This window comes from Ruegeria sp. BA2 (assembly GCF_056539605.1).
Window position 1 is genome coordinate 1 of the sequence record NZ_JBQFVE010000014.1, and the last position, 17983, is coordinate 17983.

Sequence of the window (17983 nt, forward strand, 5' to 3'; positions counted from 1 at the left end):
CGAAGCCGAAGCCGAAGCCGAAGCCGAAGCCGAAGCCGAAGCCGAAGCCGAAGCCGAAGCCGAAGCCGAAGCCGAAGCCGAAGCCGAAGCCCTGAACAGGGCCGAGCCGACCGAAGAGAAGGTGATCGAACGCACCGTTGAAAAGCGCGGCGGGTTTGTTCCGGCGCTGCTGGGCGGCGTTGTTGCGGCTGGAATTGGGTTTGCCGTGGGCAGCGGCGGGTATTTGTCCAGTGGGGCAGAAAGCTCGGACGCAATTGCCGCGCTTGAAAAGAAGCTGTCGGAACAATCCGATCAGATTGCCCAACTGACAAAATCTCTTGCTGATGGCCCCGATGTCTCGGGCCTTTCGGATCAGATCAAGGCTTTGTCAGACAAGCTATCGCCGGTCGAAAGCGATCTGAGCTCCGTAAAGACCAGCGTTGATGGCCTGACCGGGAAGGTCGACCCGTTGGAGGAACGCCTGAGCGCGCTTGAGAAGCAACCGCTTGAGGCAAATGTCTCGCCCGAGGCGACGGCAGCCTTTGAGGCCGAGTTGAAGAAACTGCAGGATTCTCTGGCCGCACAGCGTAGCGAAGTGGAAAAGATGGTTTCCGATGCGCAGGCGCTTGAATCCAAAGCCTCGGCCGAGGCCCGCGCTGCAACCAACGCGGCCATCCTGTCTCGTCTGCATGGCCAGTTGGACGCCGGTCAGCCTTATGAAGATCTGGTCTCGGAACTGAAGGCCGGTGGGGTCGACGTGCCGGATACCCTGGCCTCCTCCGCGAAGGACGGGGTCGAGACGCTTTCAGCCCTGCGCAGCGCATTTGCCCCCGCAGCACGCACGGCGCTGGCGGATGCGCGTGATGCCGACAAAGGCACCGGGTTGATGGCCTTCCTGCAGCGTCAGACGGGCGCGCGGTCGGTGACGCCGCAAGAGGGGGATGACCCCGATGCGATCCTGTCGCGCGCGCAGGCGGCCTTGGCGGATGGAGACGTCGCAAAGGCGTTGACCGAACTGAAAGCATTACCAGAGGCGGCGCAGACTGCATTGGCGGATTGGGAGCAGGCGGCGCAGACGCGGGTCTCTACCGTCGAGGCCGCAAACACGCTTGCTTCAAGCCTGAACTCGAACTGAAGGACCTGCCATGCTGTGGTCATTGTTAAAGATCCTTGTTTTTGTTGCGATTATCGGCCTGCTGGCCATGGGCGCCGGGTTTCTTATGGAATCATCAGGCGGCGTACAGATCACCGTCGCCGGCACCGAATACACGCTGGGGCCGCTGCAATCGGTGATCGCGCTGGGCGTGTTGGTGTTTGCGGTCTGGCTGTTCTTCAAACTTCTGACGCTGCTGATTGCGACGCTGAAATTCCTCAACGGTGATGAGACCGCCTTGTCGCGCTACTTTGATCGCAGCCGTGAACAGCGCGGATATCAGGCGCTGGCCGACGGGTTGATGGCGCTTGCCTCGGGTGAAGGGCGCGTTGCCATGACCAAGGCCAGCAAGGCCGAAAAGCTGCTGAACAAGCCCGAGCTTACCAATTTGCTGGTGGCACAAGCGGCCGAGATGACCGGTGATACCAAGAAAGCGTCCGAGACCTACAAGAAGCTGGTCACCAACAATGCCACGCGTTTTGTTGGCGTGCGCGGGATCATGAAACAAAAGCTGGCCGAGGGCGACGATGAAACCGCACGCAAACTGGCTGAGAAGGCATTGGCTCTGAAACCCCGGCACGAAGAGACTCAGGATGTGCTGCTGAACCTGCAGACCAAGGCGCAGGATTGGGCCGGGGCACGGTCCACGCTGACATCAAAGCTGAAGGCCGGGTATCTGCCGCGCGACGTGTTCAAGCGGCGTGATGCGGTCTTAGCCCTGTCCGAGGCCAAGGTGCTGCTAGATGACACGGCGACCGTTGAACAGCAGGAACACGCGATTGAGGCAAACCGCCTGTCCCCCGATCTGGTACCAGCCGCCGCCATGGCCGCGCGCGCCTATATCGAAAAGGGCAAACCGCGTGCGGCGACCAAGATCCTGAAAAAGGCGTGGGAGGTTCAACCGCATCCCGATCTGGCCCATGCCTTTGCCGAAATCGCGCCGGACGAAACACCCGAACAGCGGATCAAGCGGTTCACAGCGCTGACCCGTATTCACCCGCAGGACATGGAAACCCGCCTGATCCTAGCCGAATTAAATATTGTCGCCGAAGACTTCCCCGAAGCCCGCCGCGCGCTGGGTGATGTGGTTGAAAAACAAGGAGATGCACGGGCCTACACGCTGATGGCCGCGATCGAACGGGGCGAGGGCGCCACGGACGCGGTGGTTCAGGGTTGGCTAGCCAAGGCGCTGAACGCACCGCGCGGGCCGCAATGGGTCTGCACCAATTGCCACGACATTCAGCCCGAATGGGGCCCAGTGTGTCAGAACTGCGGCAGTTTCGATACGCTTAGCTGGCAGACACCGCAGACGCCTGAGATTGCAAGTGCGACGGGTGTGCACATGCTGCCTCTGATCGTCGGAGCACTTGAGGATCAGTCAGAGGCTGAAGAGGAATCGGAAGCAGAAGAGCCCGAGGCAGAAGATGTGATTGAGGTAAACGCTGAGCCTGTGACAGTCGAGGACGAGAAGCGCGTCTAGCCCGCTACGGCGTTTCGCCCGTATAAGTCCAGCGATATTGAGGTGGGGTCGGGCCTTTGTTGCGCCCGCCCTGCTGCATCTGCTCCCACGCATGCGCTAAAATCCCGACCGAACGCGAGAGGCAAAACAGACCACGCGCCAGAGGTGGTGCAAAGCCCAGCTCGGCATAGATGACGGCGGTGGCCCCGTCGATATTCATCGGAACAGGCTTGCCCTTTCGACGTCTGAGCGCCGCTTCCACGTCGCGTCCGATTTTCATGTACCGCCCCTCACACGCGCCCGCGTCAACCGCTTCTTCAACCAAGTCCATCAGTTTTGGCGCGCGCGGGTCGGTCGGCGTATGAAACCTGTGGCCAAAGCCGGGCAGAATCTTTCCGTTACGCGCGATCCAGTCATCCAATCCGGCATCCAGATCCTCGGACTGTGTTTCAATGAACTGGTAGAGTTCGACTGCTTGCTCTCCGGCTCCGCCATGGACGTCCCCGAGCATATTGACCGCGCTGGCCATAGCGTTGTTCAGAGGTAGACCGCAGGTCACCGCCATCCGCGCGGTCGCGATTGAGGGGGCTTGCGGGCCGTGATCCACAGCTGCGACTAAAGCTGCTTCGAACAATCGTGCCTGCGAAGGTGTAGGCCTGTCACCCCGCATCATCAGCCAGATCATTTCTGCGAATCCAACTGTGCCGATCAGGTTTTCAATCGGCTGACCGCGCAGAGCAATCTTCCCGGGTTCCATATCAATGATGGCCGTCTGCCACCAATCGGCTACGTCACTCATATGATCCCCTCTTGCCGCAGGGCCTCGAGCTCAACGTCTGACAAACCAAGCTCAGACCAGATTGTTGCATTGTGGGCACCAAGTGAGGGTGGCGCACTCTGGGGCATTTTGCGTTCGCCATTCATAACAACCGGGCTACCAGCCAGACGCATGTTTTCACCGTAAGCCGAGAGAGTTCCGATCAATCCCCGGCCCTCCATTTGATCATCCGACAGAGCCTCAGGCACCGTCAAAACCTGCCCAGCAGGTACGCCGAGTGCGTTCAATTCGCGAACCCAATCTGTGGCTGGTCGGGTGATCAATGTGTGTTCGAGTTCCTGCCGAAGAGCATGCCGGTTTTGTTTGCGATCCTCGCGCGTTTGGTAGTCGGGATTAGACAGCAAATCCTCTCGTTCCAGGTGTTTTGCCAAGGCCTGCCATTGCTCATCCCGGTTGGCCGCGATGTTGATCGGGCTATCGGATGTTGCGAAGGTTCCGGATGGGGCCGAGGTCGTGTTTTCATTGCCATGGGCACTCGGCAGAACGCCCCCCAAGAGGTAGTTCGACACGACCCAACCCATTGTCGAGACAACGGCCTCGGTCATTGCAATGTCCAGAAATGCGCCGCGTGGATTGGCGTTCAAGGCAGCGCTGATGGCAAAGGCTGCGGTCAGGCCACCCACTGTATCTGCCAGTGGATATCCGACCCGGTAAGGTGCCGTATCGGGCGCGCCAGTAATGGACATGACACCGCTGAGGCCTTGCACAATCTGATCATAAGCCGGATCGTTGCGACGCGGCCCGTTCTGACCGAATCCGCTGATCGCGCAATAGATCAGGTTGGGATTTTCGGCACGCAAATTCTCAAAGCCCAGCCCCAGCCGATCCATCACTCCGGGTCGGAAGTTCTCAACAAGAACGTCGGCGTTTTGAACCAGCCTTTTCAGCAGAGCTTTTCCCTGCTCGGTCTTCATGTCCAACGTAACGGATTTTTTGTCGGCGTTCTGAGCCAGAAAGCTGATGCCCATTCCGGCCTTATTCCGGTCGGGGTCCGCGCCCAGCACCCGGGCCAGATCACCAGTGCCGGGGCGTTCAACCTTGATGACCTTGGCCCCCATCAACGCTAGTTGATAGCAACAATAGGGGCCCGCCAGAACATTGGTCAGGTCAAGGACGCGGACCCCCGAGAGTGGCTCAGTCGCCATCTGCGATCCCGGCTGCACGCGCTTTTGCACGACGTGCGCGGTAGCTTGGCAGCAGGACCAAAAGCACGGCGATGACCAGCAAGCCCAGCGTCATCGGGCGTTCCCAAATGAAAGCGATACCGTCGTAGAGTTGCATGGAGCGGGCGAAATTATCTTCCATCATGCCGCCGAGAATGAAGCCGATCAGCAAGGGAGCAAGTGGATAATCCGCGAACTTCAACGCGGTCGCGCAGACCCCGAACCCAACGAGTATCAGCAGTTCGGTGGCGTTGTTCTGCCCGATATAGGCCCCCATAAGGGTGAAGAACAGAATGAACGGGATCAGATAGTTCCGCGGAACGGCCAGCACCTTGGCGATGTACGGGATCAGCGGTAGGTTCAGGATCAGCAGGACGAGATTGCCGATGAACATCGACATGATGACCGCCCAGAAAATCTGCGGCTCATCGATCATCAGACGCGGACCGGGTGTGACGTTCAGCGCGATCAGCGCGCCAAGCAGGATGGCGGTGGTGCCAGAACCGGGGATGCCCAACGTCAGCAGCGGTACGAAAGAACCCGTACAAGCCGCGTTATTTGCTGCTTCAGGCGCAGCAAGCCCTTTGATAGAGCCTTTTCCAAACTCTTCCTGCTCTTCTTTCGGCGCAATGTTACGTTCGACCGCATAACCAAGAAAGCTGGCGATCGTCGCGCCCGCGCCAGGTAGGACTCCGATAAAGAACCCCTGTGTTGATTGGCGTCCAATGACCGGGGCGATGGCCTTCGCCTCGTCTTTCGTGATGCGCAGGTCCTTGATTTCTCCGTCATCACCTTGCAGGTCCTTGGGTTTGAGGACCAGAAACAGCGCTTCGGGCAAGGCGAACATCGCCATGGCTAGTGTGATGAAACCAAAGCCGGATTGCAGGTCCATAATGCCCATGGTGAAGCGCGGCAGGTTGAACAACGCACCCTCGCCAACGGTTGCCATAATCAAGCCAAGGATGGTCATGATCAGTGCCTTGGCCACCTGTCCAGATCCCGCGAAGGCGGCGATGGCGGACAGGCCAACAACCATCAGCGCAAAATACTCGGCGGAATGGAACAACAGTGCGACCGAAGACAGGGCAGGGGCGAACACCATCAGTAGGATCGCACCCAATGTACCACCCGCGAAACTGGCAATCGCGGCAATGGTCAGCGCTTTACCGGCTTTGCCTTGCCGCGCCATCGGATAGCCATCAAAGCTTGAGGCCACCGTGCCCGCGACCCCCGGCGCGTTCAGCAGGATAGACGAGGTCGAGCCACCGAATATCGCGCCATAGTAGACACCCGCCAGAAGGATCAGAGCAGCGGATGGATCTCCCATCGAAATCGCGACGGGAATCATGATCGCGATGATCGACATCGGCCCCAGCCCGGGCAGCATGCCGATGAAAGTACCGATCAGGCACCCCGCAATGACCATCAGCAGGTTTTGAAGCGAAAAGGCCGTTTGCAGGCCGATCAGAAGTCCTTCGAGCATGTCAGCCTCCGAACACGCCCGGCAGGGGGCGCAGGTAAATTCCAAGAACTTGCTGAACCAGATACCAGACGACTCCGGTTGCGATCAGGGCGACAGGCACCATTATGTGCCACTTGCGCTCGCCCAGTAGGTACGAACCGAGGATCAGGAAACCGGATGTTGCGATCAGAAAGCCGACCGGACGCAAGCACAAAGCATAGACAACCATTAGAACCAGCAGCGAAATCGCCTGCCCAAGGTGGTAGTCACCCAGGCGGCGGTAATCGATATCTGCCTCTTTTATCTCGCTTTTCTCAAATCCCAGCAGGATGATTGTGCAAGCGATGATCCCCAATATGGACAGTACCTTTGGGAAGGTGCTGGGCCATATCGGGTTTCTTTGCATGAAAGGGGGCAGGCTGCCGTCCATCGTGAACCAGGCCGCATAACCATAGCTTAGACAAATCCCCAGCAGAACAAGCGCGATCCAGCGATCCAGCGCCATGGTGTCCCCTCCCGTCTTAGTTTTTTGAATTTTGGGGCAGAGCGGCGGCCCGCTCTGCCAATGCTGCCCTTAAAGGAAGCCCAGTTTTTTCATCAGATCACTGATCTGCTTCTCTTGCTCTTCAAGGAAGGCCGAGAAGTCGTCGCCCGAGTTGTGGATGTTTACCCAACCGTTGCGTGCACGAACTTCTTCCCATTCAGGCGTATCATACATTTTGGTGATCGCGTCCTGATAGGCGACCAGTTTGTCTTCTGGCAGTCCGGGGGCTGCGAAGAACCCGCGCCAGTTGACGAAAGTAGTGTCGATACCCTGTTCCTTCATGGTCTGGGCATCCGGAGCCGCATCCACCCGCTCTTCGGCCGTGACGCCGATGATTTTCACTTCACCCTGATTGGCCAGATCGACCGCTTCCGAGAAGCCAGTCGACAATGCAGCGATCTCGCCGGACAGCAGCGCTGCCATTGCCTTACCGCCTGCATCATAAGGAATGTATTTGACGCCCAGTGCGTCTTTGCCCGCCGCTTCCATTACCATGGCAGCCACCAGATGGTCCATGCCACCCGGAACTGAACCGCCGCCAATAGCCGTTGAACCCGGATCGGCGTCATAGGCTGCCAGCAGGTCCGCCATGGAATTGATTGGGCTATCCTTGCCGACAACGATTGCCGCGTAGTCGCCGATCGTGCCCGATACCAAGGTCAGGTCGCGGAAGTTATGCGGGAACACGCCTGTCAGAGACCGGATCACGATGGGCGTCGAATTGACCATCAGAGTTCCATGATTGCTTTCGGCGTTTTCGATCAAATAGCCGATGGCTTTACCACCACCGCCGCCTGACATGTTCTCGTAAGACGCGGTGCCGACTAGCCCTGCGTTTGTCAGCGCCTCTCCCGTACCACGCGCTGTACCGTCCCAGCCTCCGCCAGCGCCGCCGGGGATCAGAAAGTGGATGCTATCCACAACCTGGTCCTGCGCCAACGCGGGTCCTGTCAGGCCGACTGCGGCCACAGCTGCGATCAGGGCACGACGGCCCAGTTTGAATGTTGTCATGATGTCCTCCCATTTGACATCCGGCCGCAGGGCGGCTCAGATTATTCCGAAGTTTAAACACACGAACCTGACATCAACCTGTCACGCGCTGGGATACGCTCCGAACCTCATGAAATTCCTTCTGATCGAAGATAATCTGGATCTGGCTAACGCGATGTGCACCCGCATGCGTCAGGATGGTCATGTTATTGATCATGCAGCAAAATTGGATGATGCGACGGCCTATGCTGAGATTGAAGAATACGATCTGATCCTGCTTGATATCATGCTGCCCGACGGCGATGGACGAGACTTCCTTCAGCGACATCGGGCCCGTGATCCTGACACTCCGGTCATCGTTTTGACGGCGCGCAGTCAGGTTTCAGATCGAATCGGATCGCTCGATCTTGGTGCGGATGACTACGTCACAAAGCCCTTTGACCATGCAGAGCTTGAGGCCCGGTGTCGGGCCATTCTGCGCCGTAAATCCGGGATTGCAAAATCAAGGATTGAGGTCGGCGGGATCGTATTTGACCCTGTCGCGGGCCATCTGAGCGTCCGGGGTGAAACGATATCCTTGCGTAACCGTGAGCTGCGAATGATGGAGCTATTCATAAACGCGCCCGGTCAGGTGTTCTCGAAACAGAAGCTGGCCGACAGGTTGTTTTCTTATGACGACAACATCTCGGACAACGCGATTGAGGTCTATGTAGGTCGGCTGCGTAGGCACCTTGAAAAGTCCGAGCTGAAAATCACAACACTGCGCGGGTTGGGTTACAGGTTGGACCATGACGGTTAGCCCGGCTGTCTCAGGTTCGCTCAGAAACCGGCTAGTGCTGACGTTGATCAGTGGCGCGGCTTTACTGGCCATACTGCTGTTCTTTGCTGTCCGAAACTATGCTGCACAGGTGGCGCAGCAGGGGCAGGATAACATTCTTGAAGCATCTGCAGCCTCGATCCTCGACGCGGCGGCGCTGCGCGATGGGCAGCTTGAGATTGATATTCCTTATGCGGCGTTTTCGATGCTGGCGACACCGTCGGATGACCGGGTGTTCTATGCGATTTTTCAGGATGGAGCGTTCATTTCGGGGTATGAGGACCTACAGCTTGCTAAAGGCGCCGATGACGGCAACTGGACCTTTGGGGCTGGCGAATTGCGAGGTGAGCGCATCCGTCAGGTTAACGCCAGTCGCACGCTGGTTGGTCTGGGCCGTCAGACAGAGATCGAGGTCGCGCTTGCGCAGACACAGGATGCTCTGGCTGAAACGCTGGATCAGATTTCTCGTAACGCAGCCTTTCTGGGCCTTGGTTTCTTCGTGCTGACCGCGGCTTTGTCTTTTTGGGTCACTTCCGCAACAATCGGACAGCTGAACAAGCTGACGACCTCGGTCACTCGTCGCGGGCCGCAGGATTTGAGTCCGTTCCGGAAACCGGTGCCGCGGGAAATGGCCCCTCTGGTATCTTCGCTGAATTCTCTGATGGGGCGGCTGGATCAGTCGCTCAGCCAGTCAGAGGATTTCATAGCTGAGGCGGCACATCGGGTGCGCACACCTTTGGCGACCGTCCGATCTTATGCTGAAGCAACATTGCAGCGAGTTGAACGGAAAGAAAATCGGGAAGCCCTGCGTGCGATGGTACGAGCCATTGATGAAAGCTCTCGTGCGGCTGGCCAGCTTCTGGATCATGCAATGATCACTTTCCGTGCAGATCATCTGGAACGAGAGAACCTTGATCTTGTTGTCCTCACCCATGAGCTTGTGCAGCGTCTGACGCCCATAGCCGAGATGAAAGACCTGTCGTTGTCTCTGACTGGCGATGCCTCTGTTCTGTATTCGGGTGATCCGATCCTGTTGCAGAACGCGGTGCGTAACATGGTCGATAACGCGCTGAAATACGCGCCACCGGACAGCACGGTTGAAATCAACGTTACCGCAACGCCGCAACTCCAGATCAGTGTAAAAGACTCAGGACCGGGATTTCCGCCCGATGAGATTGACATGCTGACGCGCCGGTTTGAGCGAGGCCAGAACGCCACCGGAACCATCGGCTCGGGTCTGGGTCTTACGATCGCTCAGGACGTGGCGACTGCGCATGGCGGCACGCTTGTCTTAACCAACCAACCAGAGGGCGGCGCATGCGTTATCTTATCGCTTTGATCCTGTCGTTGTTGCCGCAAATCGGCTCTGCAGAGGACTGGGAAGATCGCAGGTTGTTTAACGAAGAATTCGATGGTGCACCTCTGCGCGTCATATCAAGCACTGACACCGTTCTGTTCGCGCCACTTATTGAAGATTTTGTTGCCGAAAATCCCTTAATTAGTATCGAATATTTGGTGTCCAGCACTGCAGAAATCTACGAGCGCGTGCGCGCGTCACCCGACGCCTATGATGTTGTTATCTCGAGCGCGATGGACCTGCAGCTGAAACTCGCCAATGACGGTTTTGCGCTGCCTCTGGACGATATCCCCACTCCGCCTTGGGCGCAGTGGCACGACAGCCTGTTTGCCTTCACTTCTGAGCCTGCAACCATTGTGATCAATCGCACGGCCTTCGAAGATCAACCCATTCCCCAAACACGGCAAGGCCTGATCGAAGCGCTACGCGAACGCCCAGAGACATTTAGCGGTAAGGTTGGGACATATGATGTGCGGCAATCCGGTTTAGGCTATTTGTTTGCCACGCAGGATGCGCGCGCGTCGGAAACCTTCTGGCGCTTGATGGAGGTTATTGGCAGCCTCGACGTCCGTTTGTATTGCTGTTCCGGTGAAATGATCCGCGATCTGGCAGATGGGACCATTCTGGTCGCTTACAACGTTCTGGGCAGTTACGCGGCGGTTCAGGCTGAGGGTAAGGATGCGCTGGAAATCATATTGCCCTCTGATTTTCAGACCACGATGATGCGCACGGTTATGGCCCTGGATGCGACACAGAAGCCCCAAGCTGCGGAACTGTTTGTTCGTTATCTGGTGACCGGCACGTCGCAATCACTCGAGACGACGCCATTACCAGTTTTATCGCAGTCGGGTGAAGGTGAGCAGGAGGCCATTGGTCTAGATCCGGCTTTGTTGACTTATCTGGATGTTCTGAAGCGAAGAAAGTTCATCTCTGCCTGGGAAAACGCCGTTATCCAGTAGGAGCGTCAGTGCCGATTGTCGCGGGCGAACGCGTTTGCTAACGTCACCCACGCGTCGGGGAGGGCGTAAACACCTAGATGCTGGACTATTCGCATAACGCCTGGCTAGTGGCGGCCTCGCTGGCTGTCGCGCTGATGGCCGGATTTACTGGCCTGTATCTGACCCATGGCGCCTCCAGTCTTGACAGTCAGAAGCGTAAACTTGTGGTTGCTCTAGCCGCAGTCATTCTGGGCGGCGGCATCTGGTCCATGCATTTTGTCGCCATGCTGGGTCTGCAGCTGCCGATCCTGTTCTACTATGACGCTCTGATCACACTGATTTCTGCTCTGGTCGCGATCCTGATGGTTGGACTGGCGCTATTGCTTCTGCATTTTCGACCGCGCACGCCCCAGATTATGATTGGGTCTGGGGTGATCGTGGGCCTTGGAATCGTGGTGATGCACTATATCGGAATGGCCGGAATGCAGCTGTGCCGCCCGGTTTATAGCGCATTGGATGTGGTTTTGGCGACGTTGGCTTCAGTGATACTGTCGGTTGCGGCCATCTGGGTCGCCTATGGTAATCGCACGCAGCGCAATATTCTTTTGGGCACGGTCTGCTTTGGGCTGGCCGTCTTTACCATGCATTTTGTGGCCACCGGCTTGACTGATTTTGTCGCCAGCGATCGCGCCGGTGGCGCGGGACCTGCGCTGGACAATCAGGTTTTGGCGATGGGTGTTACCGTTTCAGTTTTTCTGATTTGCGGAGCGTTCCTGTTGACGGGTATCTCGTTCATCGAACCAAATGAGCCACTTGCACCCAAACGCATTACAGAACCAACAGTCCTGCGTGCCGGTGTTCCATTCGAGCGCGAGGGCCAGACTTTTTTCGCCGAACCCAACCGCATCGCCGCCATCCGGGCCGAGGGGCACTATACCGTTCTTTATTTAGGTGCCGAGAAACTGTTTTGCCCTTGGTCGATCACAGAGGCTGAATCGCGCCTGGAACCTGACGGCTTTCTGAGGGCCCATCGCAGCTATCTGGTGAACCCCAAGCACGTCTCGAGCTTTGAGCGTCATAAGGATAATGGGACCTGCTATTTCGACGGCGTCGACGCGTTGACAAAGGTACCGGTCAGCCGATCCCGTCTAACAGACATTCGCGAGGCGCTTGGCCTTTGATCGCATCTCGTGCAGCCAATTCGCATTTCGTGAAACAAGCTGCGCGCCCTGTTTCCGTTGGCTGGAACGCCTGAGCCCACCGCTCTTTCCTGACCCCAGGTTCCCCAAGGCATAACGCTCGGACCCAGGGAGGAAGAAAATGATACCAGCCGGTTTTGAGTATCACCGGCCAGGCGATATCGCCTCGGCTATCGGCATACTGCAAGAACATGGAGACGAGGCGCGCGTCATCGCAGGCGGGCACAGTCTGATCCCGATGATGAAGCTGCGCATGGCCGAGATGGGTCATCTGGTTGATCTTCAGGCCATCGATGAATTGAAAGGTGTCGAGGTTGGCGCCGACACCGTCACATTGGGTGCGATGGTCACGCAGCACGAGTTGATCACTCATGACGGGCTGGCTGCTGCTATCCCGCTGATCCGCGAGGCTGCTTTACAGATCGCTGACCCTCAGGTGCGGTACATGGGGACCGTTGGCGGCAACGTGGCCAATGGCGACCCGGGCAATGACATGCCGGGGTTGATGCAATGCCTGAACGCGACGTTCCACCTGTCCGGCCCGGACGGCACGCGCGAGGTTGCAGCGCGGGAATTTTATGAGGCGGCTTATTTCACCGCCCGTGAAGATGAAGAGATCCTGACCCAAATCTCGATCCCCGTACCGGGCGCAGGCGTTGGCCAGGCGTATGAAAAGCAAAAGCGCAAGATCGGCGATTACGCCACCGCAGCAGCGGCGGTCATGGTCGGGGGTGGCACAGCGTCGGTCGCGATGACCAATCTGGCTGACACGCCGATCTGGTCCGATGCTGCCAGCTCCGCATTGGCGGGTGGCGACGTCGACGGCTGCGTGGCCGCGATGCTCGAAGCGATCGACCCGGTTGCTGACAACCGCGGCCCTGTCGAATTCAAAAAACACGTGGCCGCCGTGATGCTGCGCCGCGCCATCGACCGTGCGCAAAGCCGCGCGGGTTGAGGAGGGGAAATCATGTCAAAAATGCACGTCAAACTCACCGTGAACGGCAAGCAGGTCGAAGGTCTGGCCGAACCGCGCACGCTGCTTATTCACTTCCTGCGGGAAGATCTGAAAATCACCGGCCCCCATATCGGCTGCGAGACCAGCCATTGCGGTGCCTGTACCGTGGATATCGACGGGAAGTCGGTCAAATCCTGCACGACTTTTGTGGCGCAGGTGAACGGAGCCGATATCACCACCGTCGAAGGACTGACCAATGACGATGGTAGCCTTGGCGTTCTGCAGGAAATGTTCCGCGAACATCACGGGCTGCAATGCGGTTTCTGCACGCCGGGCATGATCACCCGCGCGCATCGCTTGCTGCAGGAAAACCCGAACCCGACTGAGGAAGATATCCGCTTTGGTATGGCTGGCAACCTTTGCCGCTGCACTGGGTACCAGAACATTGTCAAGGCGATCTCAGCCTCGGCTGATATGCTGAATGCTCAGAAGGAGGCTGCGGAATGAACGATCAAACAATGACCCCCGAAGAACGCGCCGCCAATCTCAAAGGAATGGGCTGCGCCCGTAAGCGCGTTGAGGACGTGCGCTTTACCCAAGGCAAGGGTAATTATGTCGATGACATCAAGCTGGATGGGATGCTGTTTGGCGCGTTCGTCCGCTCACCCTATGCCCATGCACGTGTCGTCAGTGTGAACAAGGATGCGGCGCTGGCTGTGCCCGGTGTGGTTGCCGTGCTGACCGCCGAAGATTTGGCTCCGCTGGGTTTGCATTGGATGCCGACGCTAGCGGGCGACAAGCAGATGGTGCTGGCCGATGGCAAGGTTCTATTCCAGGGCCAGGAGGTTGCCTATGTGGTCGCTGAAAATCGCTACATCGCGGCAGATGCTGCTGAGCTGGTCGAAGTTGATTACGAAGAACTGCCGGTCCTGACCGACCCCTTCGAGGCTTTGAAATCGGACGTTGTTCTGCGCGAAGACCTTGCAGGTCAGACCGAGGGCGCACACGGACCTCGCAAGCATCACAACCACATCTTCACTTGGGAGCAGGGCGACAAAGACGCCACCGAAGCGGTTCTAGGCGAGGCCGATGTCGTGGCTGAAGAGATGGTCTATTATCATCGAACCCACCCATGCCCGTTGGAGACATGCGGCTGTGTCGCTTCTATGGATAAGGTCACAGGCAAGCTGACGCTCTATGGCACCTTCCAGGCACCCCACGCGATCCGGACCGTTGTGTCGCTGATCTCTGGCCTCGCCGAGCACAATATCCGGGTGATCAGCCCCGATATCGGTGGTGGCTTCGGCAACAAGGTCGGCGCCTATGCGGGCTATGTCTGCTCGGTCGTCGCCTCGATTGTCACCGGCCAGCCGGTGAAATGGGTCGAGAACCGGATGGAGAATCTGATGTCCACCGCCTTCGCCCGCGACTACTGGATGCAGGGCAAGATCGCGGCGACCAAGGAAGGCAAGATCACCGGTCTGTGGTGCCATACGACTGCGGATCACGGTGGGTTCGACGCCTGTGCCGACCCGACCAAGTTTCCAGCCGGTTTCATGAATATCTGCACCGGTTCGTATGACATCCCAACCGCCTATCTGGCTGTGGATGGCGTCTACACCAACAAAGCGCCGGGCGGTGTGGCCTATCGTTGCTCGTTCCGGGTGACGGAGGCTGCCTATTTCATCGAACGGATGATCGAAGTTCTGGCCATCAAGTTGAACATCGATGCGGCCGAGCTGCGCCGGATCAACTTTATCAAAGCTGATCAATTCCCGTACCAGTCAGCGCTGGGATGGGAGTATGACTCGGGCGATTATCACACCGCTTGGGATAAAGCGCTGAAGGCCGTGGACTATGACGGTCTGCGGGCGGAACAGGCGCAGCGGATCGAGGATTTCAAGGCTGGAAAGACCCGCAAGCTGCTGGGCATTGGCCTGACGCATTTCACCGAGATTGTCGGCGCGGGGCCGGTAAAGAACTGCGATATCCTTGGGTTGGGAATGTTCGACTCATGCGAAATCCGTATCCACCCAACCGGTTCCGCCATCGCGCGGCTGGGGACGATCAGCCAGGGTCAGGGCCATGCCACGACCTTTGCCCAGATCATCGCCAGCGAAATCGGCCTGCCCGCCGACGATATCACGCTGGAAGAAGGCGACACAGACACCGCGCCTTATGGGCTTGGCACCTATGGGTCTCGGTCGACACCCGTGGCCGGTGCGGCAACGGCGATGGCCGCCCGCAAAATACGTGCCAAGGCGCAGATGATCGCGGCTTACCTGCTTGAGGTTCATGACAATGACGTCGAATGGGATGTGGATCGGTTTGCCGTTAAAGGCGCACCTGAGCGGTTCAAGACGATGAAAGAAATCGCCTTCGCCGCCTATAATCAGGCCATATCGGGGCTGGAACCGGGGTTGGAGGCCGTCAGCTATTACGACCCACCGAACATGACCTATCCGTTCGGCGCCTATATCTGTGTCATGGAGATCGACGTGGATACCGGCGAATGGGACGTTCGGCAGTTTTATGCGCTGGATGATTGCGGCACCCGGATCAACCCGATGATCATCGAAGGGCAGGTCCACGGCGGCGTGACCGAAGCGCTGGCCATCGCGATGGGTCAGGAAATCGCCTATGATGAGATGGGCAACGTGAAGACCGGCACTCTGATGGATTTCTTCATCCCGACGGCGTGGGAGACGCCGAACTACACCACCGACCACACGGTGACGCCGTCTCCGCATCATCCAATTGGCGCGAAGGGCGTTGGGGAAAGCCCGAATGTGGGGGGCGTGCCTGCGTTCTCGAACGCGGTGCATGATGCGTTCCGTCCTTTTGGCTTGGTGCAGAGCCATATGCCGCATGATCACTGGCGGATCTGGAAGATCGCCAATGGGCTGGGGATGCACGGGTAATCGGATTCGAACCGGCTGAGGCCGATCCGACCGAACGGAGGGGTCGTTCATTGTCGCGCCATTGGTCCGAGAGACAAAGGACGACGCCCACTCCTGACCTCCCATGGGAAATTTACAGCCGGATGAAGATTGGATCCTGGTTTTGACTTTGAGCGATGTACAAAAGGGATTGGCCACGCAGGGCTATATCGCGGATGAACGGCTGGCCATGGCTTTGCATCTGGCGCAGGCGCTGGGGCGGCCATTGTTGCTTGAAGGGCCAGCGGGCGTGGGAAAGACCGAGGTTGCGAAGGCGATGGCCGCTTGGCGCGATACCCGCCTCATCAGGCTTCAGTGTTACGAAGGGTTGGATGCCAGCCACGCCATTTATGAATGGAATTACCAGCGTCAACTTCTGGCAATCCGTGCAAGCGAAGCGCAGGGTGGCGTGGGTGAGGCGCAGCTGTTCTCTGATGGTTATCTTTTAAAACGGCCTTTGTTAGAGGCTATATCTGAAGAAGAACCACCTGTTCTTCTGATCGATGAGATTGATCGGGCGGATGAAGAGTTTGAAGCTTACCTTCTGGAGATTCTCTCGGATTTTCAGATCACGATTCCCGAATTTGGGACGGTAAAAGCACGGGTACGACCGATCGTGATCCTGACGGCCAACGGAACCCGCGACTTGTCGGACGCCCTGCGCCGGCGGTGTTTGTACAGTTTCCTCGACTACCCTTCAAAAGAAGCGGAAATGGCAATTTTGCAAGCGCGGATACCTGAGATCGAAGGAATCCTTGCCCGTCAAATCATTGGGGTCGTCCAAGCGCTGCGCAAAGAAGACCTTGAGAAGACACCGGGTATCGCCGAGATGTTGGACTGGGCGGCGGCTTTGTCGGGTCTTGGTGTCAACGATCTGGCCAAGTCTCGGGAAGAGGTTCAAGCGACACTGGTTTGTCTGTTGAAGACCGCTGCAGATTATGATGCCGCCCCGCCTGAGGTGATGGATCGCCTGATCGGGAAGGTCGCATAATGCAGGTGACCCGCTTTCCTACTCGCGCGTCAGGTCTTTCAGACCGCATGTCGGGGTTCATTGCACATTTACGCATGAACGGTTTGCGTGTCGGGCCAAAGGAGACCGGGGATGCTCTGGCAGCTTTATCCGTCGTTCACGCTACGGATGCTGACCAAGCCCGGCAGGCGTTATGCGCGCTTCTGGCTGGGGATGCCGAAGATTGGCGGCGCTTTGATGAGTTGTTCAATGCCTATTGGTTTAACGCAGGAAAGCAGCGCATGGGTTTGGCGCAGAACACACATGTGCGTGTGCAATCCGCGAAACCGATGATCTGGCAGAGCCACGATCAGGACGCGAAAGACGCTCAGACCGATACAGTTCAGGACGCCACCACTCCTGATCCCGGCGATGCTGAGGCCGAAGGGATCGATGGGAAGCTTATGGCGACCCGAACAGCCAACCTGTCGCGCCGGGATCTGAGGGAGTTGATGGATGAACAGGCTCTAAAACAAGCAGAAATGGCCGCAATGAGAATCGCGAACGCGATCCGGGATCGTCGTTCACGGCGGCGCAAGAAGGCACAGCGTGGGCCTGCGTTGGACATGCGGCGTATTCTGCGGGCCAGTCTGGCGCGCGGGGGTGAGCCCATGGATCTGTACCGCCGTGCCCGACCGCCGCGCCCGATGCGGATCGTGGCCCTGTGTGATGTCAGCGGTTCGATGACTGTATACTCTCGGGTGTTTCTGGCCTTCCTCAAAGGATTGATCGGCAGTGGGACCGATGCGGATGCGTATCTGTTCCACACTCGGCTGATGCGCGTCACCGACGCGCTACGCGATCATGATACGCTCCGGGCCGCAGGGCGATTATCGCTGATGGCCGAAGGGTTTGGGGGCGGCACCGACATTTCTGGTAGCCTTGAAAGCTTTCTGAACGGTTATGGCGCGCGGGCGCTTAATGGGCGGACGATCGTGCTAATCCTGTCCGATGGTTATTGCAGTTCAGAGCCCGAGGCGTTGGGTGCTGTTTTGGCACGGATCAGACGCAAGGCGCGGCGGATCGTCTGGCTGAACCCACTTAAGGGCTGGGCCAGCTATGAACCCGTTGCCGCCGCGATGCAGGTCGCTCAGCCACATCTCGATGCGCATTTGCCCGCCAATACGCTTGAGGCGCTGGCCGCGCTGGAACCTCAGTTTCGCAAATTGTGAAAGGAACCA

At 58.0% G+C, this 17983-nt stretch carries 16 protein-coding genes; 11 read left to right on the forward strand and 5 right to left on the reverse strand.

Annotation, left to right across the window (positions count from 1 at the left end; genetic code table 11):
- Together ACR0NN_RS20895 and ACR0NN_RS20900 are read left to right on the forward strand one after the other, a co-directional pair.
- On the forward strand, positions 1 to 1114 hold a 1114-nt coding region (locus ACR0NN_RS20895), incomplete at its 5' end, for a COG4223 family protein (protein ID WP_480685468.1).
- Between the two features lie 10 nt (positions 1115 to 1124).
- Entirely contained in the window at positions 1125 to 2612 is a 1488-nt protein-coding gene (locus ACR0NN_RS20900; RefSeq protein WP_170722614.1) for a heme biosynthesis HemY N-terminal domain-containing protein, read from the forward strand.
- 4 nt (positions 2613 to 2616) lie between these two features.
- On the opposite strand, the gene ACR0NN_RS20905 is transcribed toward ACR0NN_RS20900, so the two are convergent.
- The 5 genes from ACR0NN_RS20905 to ACR0NN_RS20925 form a co-directional block, all read right to left on the reverse strand.
- On the reverse strand, positions 2617 to 3390 hold the full coding sequence (locus tag ACR0NN_RS20905; protein ID WP_170722611.1) for a citryl-CoA lyase: 774 nt from the start codon (positions 3388 to 3390) through the stop codon (positions 2617 to 2619).
- Positions 3387 to 4574, reverse strand: coding sequence for a CoA transferase (locus ACR0NN_RS20910; protein ID WP_170722610.1), 1188 nt, complete (start codon positions 4572 to 4574; stop codon positions 3387 to 3389). Before ACR0NN_RS20910 ends, ACR0NN_RS20905 begins: the two co-directional genes overlap by 4 nt.
- The gene (locus ACR0NN_RS20915; RefSeq protein ID WP_170684612.1) at positions 4564 to 6075 is read right to left on the reverse strand and encodes a tripartite tricarboxylate transporter permease; all 1512 of its coding nucleotides are present in this window, start codon (positions 6073 to 6075) and stop codon (positions 4564 to 4566) included. Before ACR0NN_RS20915 ends, ACR0NN_RS20910 begins: the two co-directional genes overlap by 11 nt.
- 1 nt (position 6076) lies before the next feature.
- Positions 6077 to 6559 (reverse strand): tripartite tricarboxylate transporter TctB family protein, encoded by a 483-nt coding sequence (locus ACR0NN_RS20920; protein ID WP_170722607.1) that lies wholly within the window; start codon positions 6557 to 6559, stop codon positions 6077 to 6079.
- 69 nt (positions 6560 to 6628) lie between these two features.
- A complete protein-coding gene (locus ACR0NN_RS20925) occupies positions 6629 to 7609 on the reverse strand; it encodes a tripartite tricarboxylate transporter substrate-binding protein (RefSeq protein ID WP_170684609.1) in 981 nt (326 codons plus the stop codon).
- Positions 7610 to 7718: 109 nt separating this feature from the next.
- On the opposite strand from ACR0NN_RS20925, the gene ACR0NN_RS20930 reads away from it, so the two are divergent.
- The 9 genes from ACR0NN_RS20930 to ACR0NN_RS20970 all read left to right on the forward strand — a co-directional run bounded on the left by ACR0NN_RS20930 (position 7719) and on the right by ACR0NN_RS20970 (position 17974).
- Positions 7719 to 8387 (forward strand): response regulator transcription factor, encoded by a 669-nt coding sequence (locus tag ACR0NN_RS20930; RefSeq protein WP_170684607.1) that lies wholly within the window; start codon positions 7719 to 7721, stop codon positions 8385 to 8387.
- Complete coding sequence (locus tag ACR0NN_RS20935) at positions 8377 to 9744, forward strand: sensor histidine kinase (protein WP_170722605.1); 1368 nt, start codon at positions 8377 to 8379, stop codon at positions 9742 to 9744. Before ACR0NN_RS20930 ends, ACR0NN_RS20935 begins: the two co-directional genes overlap by 11 nt.
- On the forward strand, positions 9723 to 10721 hold the full coding sequence (locus ACR0NN_RS20940; RefSeq protein WP_170722601.1) for an extracellular solute-binding protein: 999 nt from the start codon (positions 9723 to 9725) through the stop codon (positions 10719 to 10721). The genes ACR0NN_RS20935 and ACR0NN_RS20940 overlap by 22 nt, the downstream gene beginning before the upstream one ends.
- A gap of 77 nt (positions 10722 to 10798) precedes the next feature.
- On the forward strand, positions 10799 to 11881 hold the full coding sequence (locus ACR0NN_RS20945; RefSeq protein ID WP_170722599.1) for an MHYT domain-containing protein: 1083 nt from the start codon (positions 10799 to 10801) through the stop codon (positions 11879 to 11881).
- A 139-nt stretch (positions 11882 to 12020) separates the two neighbouring features.
- Complete coding sequence (locus ACR0NN_RS20950; protein WP_170722597.1) at positions 12021 to 12854, forward strand: FAD binding domain-containing protein; 834 nt, start codon at positions 12021 to 12023, stop codon at positions 12852 to 12854.
- 12 nt (positions 12855 to 12866) lie between these two features.
- Positions 12867 to 13361, forward strand: a complete 495-nt coding sequence (locus ACR0NN_RS20955) for a (2Fe-2S)-binding protein (RefSeq protein WP_170722595.1) — start codon at positions 12867 to 12869, stop codon at positions 13359 to 13361.
- Positions 13358 to 15775, forward strand: coding sequence for an aerobic carbon-monoxide dehydrogenase large subunit (locus tag ACR0NN_RS20960; protein WP_170722593.1), 2418 nt, complete (start codon positions 13358 to 13360; stop codon positions 15773 to 15775). The genes ACR0NN_RS20955 and ACR0NN_RS20960 overlap by 4 nt, the downstream gene beginning before the upstream one ends.
- Positions 15776 to 15878: 103 nt before the next feature.
- A complete protein-coding gene (locus ACR0NN_RS20965) occupies positions 15879 to 16784 on the forward strand; it encodes an AAA family ATPase (protein WP_170722591.1) in 906 nt (301 codons plus the stop codon).
- 47 nt (positions 16785 to 16831) lie between these two features.
- Positions 16832 to 17974 (forward strand): vWA domain-containing protein, encoded by a 1143-nt coding sequence (locus ACR0NN_RS20970; RefSeq protein ID WP_480685472.1) that lies wholly within the window; start codon positions 16832 to 16834, stop codon positions 17972 to 17974.
- The last annotated feature ends 9 nt before the right edge of the window (positions 17975 to 17983 follow it).

Excerpts from the sequence above, each read along its gene's own strand:
- ACR0NN_RS20900 (WP_170722614.1), top strand. The coding sequence starts at position 1,125 with ATGCTGTGGTCATTGTTAAAGATCCTTGTTTTTGTTGCGATTATCGGC.
- ACR0NN_RS20905 (WP_170722611.1), bottom strand. The coding sequence starts at position 3,390 with ATGAGTGACGTAGCCGATTGGTGGCAGACGGCCATCATTGATATGGAA.
- ACR0NN_RS20910 (WP_170722610.1), bottom strand. The coding sequence starts at position 4,574 with ATGGCGACTGAGCCACTCTCGGGGGTCCGCGTCCTTGACCTGACCAAT.
- ACR0NN_RS20915 (WP_170684612.1), bottom strand. The coding sequence starts at position 6,075 with ATGCTCGAAGGACTTCTGATCGGCCTGCAAACGGCCTTTTCGCTTCAA.
- ACR0NN_RS20920 (WP_170722607.1), bottom strand. The coding sequence starts at position 6,559 with ATGGCGCTGGATCGCTGGATCGCGCTTGTTCTGCTGGGGATTTGTCTA.
- ACR0NN_RS20925 (WP_170684609.1), bottom strand. The coding sequence starts at position 7,609 with ATGACAACATTCAAACTGGGCCGTCGTGCCCTGATCGCAGCTGTGGCC.
- ACR0NN_RS20930 (WP_170684607.1), top strand. The coding sequence starts at position 7,719 with ATGAAATTCCTTCTGATCGAAGATAATCTGGATCTGGCTAACGCGATG.
- ACR0NN_RS20935 (WP_170722605.1), top strand. The coding sequence starts at position 8,377 with ATGACGGTTAGCCCGGCTGTCTCAGGTTCGCTCAGAAACCGGCTAGTG.
- ACR0NN_RS20940 (WP_170722601.1), top strand. The coding sequence starts at position 9,723 with ATGCGTTATCTTATCGCTTTGATCCTGTCGTTGTTGCCGCAAATCGGC.
- ACR0NN_RS20945 (WP_170722599.1), top strand. The coding sequence starts at position 10,799 with ATGCTGGACTATTCGCATAACGCCTGGCTAGTGGCGGCCTCGCTGGCT.
- ACR0NN_RS20950 (WP_170722597.1), top strand. The coding sequence starts at position 12,021 with ATGATACCAGCCGGTTTTGAGTATCACCGGCCAGGCGATATCGCCTCG.
- ACR0NN_RS20955 (WP_170722595.1), top strand. The coding sequence starts at position 12,867 with ATGTCAAAAATGCACGTCAAACTCACCGTGAACGGCAAGCAGGTCGAA.
- ACR0NN_RS20960 (WP_170722593.1), top strand. The coding sequence starts at position 13,358 with ATGAACGATCAAACAATGACCCCCGAAGAACGCGCCGCCAATCTCAAA.
- ACR0NN_RS20965 (WP_170722591.1), top strand. The coding sequence starts at position 15,879 with ATGGGAAATTTACAGCCGGATGAAGATTGGATCCTGGTTTTGACTTTG.
- ACR0NN_RS20970 (WP_480685472.1), top strand. The coding sequence starts at position 16,832 with ATGTCGGGGTTCATTGCACATTTACGCATGAACGGTTTGCGTGTCGGG.